Origin of the sequence: Polynucleobacter sp., assembly GCF_018500155.2 — a bacterium.
Taxonomy (GTDB): Bacteria; Pseudomonadota; Gammaproteobacteria; order Burkholderiales; family Burkholderiaceae; genus Polynucleobacter.
Genome location: NZ_JAHBAK020000027.1, coordinates 1 through 4,295, shown reverse-complemented (window position 1 = coordinate 4,295; position 4,295 = coordinate 1). Strand labels below are relative to the sequence as shown.

Annotated in this window: 3 protein-coding genes; all 3 read right to left on the bottom strand. The window is 45.5% G+C overall.

Going from position 1 to position 4,295, the window contains the following annotated elements; all coding sequences use genetic code 11:
* Window positions 1–1,225 (bottom strand): ABC transporter ATP-binding protein (locus tag KIH43_RS03485; protein WP_297717758.1); only part of this gene is annotated, 1,225 nt, incomplete at its 3' end.
* Window positions 1,225–2,064, bottom strand: coding sequence for an ABC transporter permease (locus KIH43_RS03480; protein WP_297717755.1), 840 nt, complete (start codon window positions 2,062–2,064; stop codon window positions 1,225–1,227). The genes KIH43_RS03480 and KIH43_RS03485, both read right to left, overlap by 1 nt.
* Window positions 2,065–2,069: 5 nt before the next feature.
* Window positions 2,070–4,295 (bottom strand): glycosyltransferase family 1 protein (locus KIH43_RS03475; protein ID WP_297717752.1); only part of this gene is annotated, 2,226 nt, incomplete at its 5' end.

Sequence of the window (4,295 nt, the reverse complement as noted above, 5' to 3'; positions counted from 1 at the left end):
AGATGTGTATAAGAGACAGCTCTACAGTAGGTGGAAGCCACGCTACCCCCTCAAAATGCTCTTTACTATTAATTACGGTAAATACTAGAGCATGATCACGCCACTCGTAGTTATTTGCTATGTGATTGTCAGATGCATGTAACGATAATGCAAGCGAATAGGTTCCAGGCCCAAAATTGGCGGTAAAGCGAAAGCGAAACTCCAGCTCAGTACCAGCAGCCAGATTTTTCAGGGTTTTATTCAAATGAAAGGTATTGGTGCCATACACCGGCAAGCCCAGGCGATCTTTGAACATATAGCCAAGGACTAGCTCATCGAGGGCTTGGTTGCAACGCACCTTTGTGACCAGGGTAATCTCTTGGGCTACCTGAATCACTTCAATGCGTTTACCTTCGCTATTGAGTAGTGCCACATCTTCAATGGTTGCTTCGCCGCTACCAGAGGTCGTTTTGACCTTGCCCGATTGGGTGATTTCTTGGCGTACATTTTGATTCTCGCGATCGGCCAACAGAGCGTTGTAATAGTCCATCACCATTTCGGGCTGACCTTCAATAGCAACTTTGCCTTGATTGAGCAAAATGGCGCGGTCGCAAATCGACTGAATTGCCATCTTGTCATGTGAGACGATCAAAAGGGTGGTGCCGTGTTTGCGAAACTCCCGAATACGATCAAAGCATTTGTGCGTAAAGTAGGTATCACCTACTGATAGTGCTTCATCCACAATCAATACATCTGGACGCTCTGCAGTGGCAACGCTAAATGCAAGACGCATTTGCATACCGCTGGAATAAAAACGCACTGGTTGGTCAATGTATTCACCAATTTCTGCAAACTCTTCGATTGCAGGCATCATTGCGGTGATTTGCTCTACGCTATAGCCTAGTAATTGGCCTGCCATATACGCATTTTGTCTGCCAGTAAAGTCCGGATGAAAGCCAATTCCCAGCTCCAATAGAGCGGCGACTTTACCTGTCATTTCCACGGAACCCGTAGTGGGTTGCGACGTGCCGGAAATCATTTTTAGCAAGGTGCTCTTACCAGCACCATTCACACCAATAATGCCAACTGCTTCACCAGGATTGACCACAAAGTTGAGATCTTGTAAGACCCAATTGAGTTGATGACGTTCCTTGCTAAACGGAATAATCCATTCTGCTAAGCGTGACCATTTAGATGGATAGCGCTTGTAGGCTTTACCGAGGTTGCGAACGATGATCTGTGACATTAGAGGAGATCCACCATTTCGCCAGAGTGCTTACGAAATAAACGAAAACCGTTGATATTGAGTAGCACTGCTAAAACACCAATAAGCCAAAGGCTAGACCAGTCTGGCATTTGATGATTCACAAAAAGGCCCTGAAAGGCCACCATCAAATTGGTTAATGGATTAAAGGAAACTAAGAAGCGAATTTTCTCGGGCAAGATATTGACTGAGTACACAATCGGCGTGAGCCAGAACCAGAACTGCAAGGCAACGCTATAAAAGTACCCAATATCTCTGAAAAAGACATTGAGCACACCCAGATTCATGCCTAGGCCAATAGAGAAGGCGATCAGGATGATGAGCAAAGGAATGACTGCTAAGAAAGGAGTTCCTGGAAAGTTGCCTGTGACTAATAAGAAAGCGGTAAACAGCGAAAAGATGATGAGAAAGTTCAGTCCCGCATTGAAAATCACAATGACGGGTAAACACAAGCGCGGAAAATTGAGTTTTTTGAGCAGGTTGGCGTTTTCTAGAAAGACAACTTGTGCGCGCGAAGTGAGTTCGGAGAAGAGCGTCCAAACAATGACGCCAATACACAAATAAATACTGTACGAGTACAAGCTAGTGCTACCTTCACCAGCCGCTCCTGGAAGACGTGCACCCATCACCTTAGAAAAGACAAGTGCATACACCAGAATTAAAGCTAAGGGGCTAATGATGGGCCAAGCAAAACCAAGCAAAGAGTTTTTATATTTCGTCTGAAACTCGCGTTTCGTACTTCCCAAAATAAAGGCGCGGTATTGCCAAAGTGCAGCGATGGAGGCAAGTAGACCGGGGGAAGGTGAATTGGAGTTGCGCATGAACCCTAGTTTAATAAGGTTTTGAGGACAGATTGAGCACTTTCTTTCCAGGTAAGCCAGGGCATCTGGTCAGAACGTGGATGGGTGCCTTGTTTATAGAGTTCAAGCCAAGCCTCAATAGCTTGGGTCATTTCCTCCGGCTGGTTGGCAGAGTAGTAATAGGCATGTTCTCCAGCCACCTCTCTAAAGACCGGAATATCTCTGGCAATAATGGGCACATGACGGCGCGCTGCCTCGATCAAAGGAAGTCCAAATCCCTCCCCATCAGAGGCGGCAATTAAGCAAGTACTTGCCGAGTAAATCTGATCGAGATATTCATCACTAATACTATCTAACCAGAAAAGGCGTTTATTGAGTTCGGGGTGCTTTTCTATGTGGTTGACCAGTTCATCAACCATCCAACCCTTTTTACCAATAATGACGAGATTAACTTGAGCACCCTTGGCCCAGAGCTTTTCAAAAGCGGGCAATGTTTGTCCATAACCTTTACGTGGCTCGAGAGTGCCAATCATGACAAAGCTCGGTTGTGCGCTAATTTTCGCAATCACCTCTGTAGCATTACTTGGTAAACCGGTGGTTGGTACGGAGTTTTCAATATCAGCACCTAAGTGAAACCATGCAACATCAAATTGCTTTGGCAAATCTGGAATATTTTCCTGAGCCCATAGGCGATAGTCGTCAGCTACTGCTTTAGAGATGCAAATAATGCCATCAAATTTACTGATCTCCAGTAGCCATTGACGGTGGTTAAATTCTGCGGCGCTTGGGAAAGCATTAGGAAACTGGATTGGCAGCAAGTCATACACCACGAAATACACTTTCGTGCCACTTAATTTGATGGCAGAAAGATATTGCTTCTGGGCTTGCACAATATCGGCTTGTAAATCAATGCCCAAGAAGATATCACCTGGTTGCGTTTCAATGACGGGATCTTCTTGGTTATTGGTATTGCTCTCGCCCATGCTGCGCTTTTCTGCTTCGCTGGCAAAAAATTTCTTCTGAAAGCGATTGGCATAGCGATATCCCAAGCTCAGTTGATTGGCATAAATAGGATGCACATCATATCCTGCGGGAGGATTGAGTAGCATCTCGGTGAGTAGCGAGCGCACCACACGTTGAATACCGGTTTTCGCATCACGTTTTACTAGCTCAGAGATATCGATGAAGATTTGTGGTTTACGAGGCTGGGCAGGAAAGTTCTGCGCTAAACAAGCTGAGAACTGCAGTAAATCAACATCCTTATATTGTTTGCCATCAAAGGATAGGTTCTTCAGATCAAGAATCAAGTGTTGCAAAATCTCTTCCGGATTTTGCTTGCGGGTTGTCTTGCCTGCGCTTTGGCGTTTTGCTAGAAGTGCTTCAAATCCTGCAATTGCTTTTTTTGCGCTGGCATCCCATGAAAAAAGTGGGGCTTGCACTTTGGCATGTGACTTCATTTGCTCAATGAGTGCGGGATTGGATAAAAACTCAGTCAGTTTTGCGCTGATGGATTCGGTAGATAGCGGATCAAAGAGCGCACTCTCTAAATTCACTACTTCTGGCAAGCTGGAGGTATTTGATGAGATCACAGCGGCGCCGCATTTCATGGCTTCTAACGCCGGCAAGCCAAAGCCCTCATGCCAAGATGGGAAAACAAACAGTTTGCAGATGTAATACAGGGTTTGTAATTCATCATCGCTGATGTATTCAGTAAAAATCACTTCATCAGGATGCATTCCCGAGGCTTTGATGCCTTTGAGAAGGCTTAAGTGCTCTGCACGATCAATACGACCTGCCAGAACAAGTTGATGTTGTTGGCGCAATTCTGTCGGAATCTGTGCGTAAGCCTCAAGCAAGCGCGTGAGATTTTTGCGAGGATCCGCTCCACCGGTATACAACACGAATGGACGGGTAATGCCAAACTTTTCTCGCAGAGCAACGGGATCAGTAGCCGGCGCTGCGTCACTAAAAAACGGTTCTGCAGCAGATGAAATGTTAATGATTTGTTCTGGTGTGAAGTCTAAGTGCTCTAAACCTTCAGAGCGTGAGAATTCAGAGATGCTCAATAACAGCGCTGCTTTTTTGAGATATTCCAGCTTACGCATGTAGTAAGTGGCATAAAAGCGATCGACCTCTAAGTACTCTTTTGGATTCAGAAATGGAATGAGGTCATAAAAAGAAATGCTGACTGGCGTATCGAGATCAAAGCGACCGACACTCGTTACGGTGTTATCGCCAAAGCCCTCAAAGAG

What these genes read in the sequence shown, in the direction of transcription:
- KIH43_RS03480 (WP_297717755.1), bottom strand. Translation starts at nt 2,064, where the DNA reads ATGCGCAACTCCAATTCACCTTCCCCCGGTCTACTTGCCTCCATCGCT.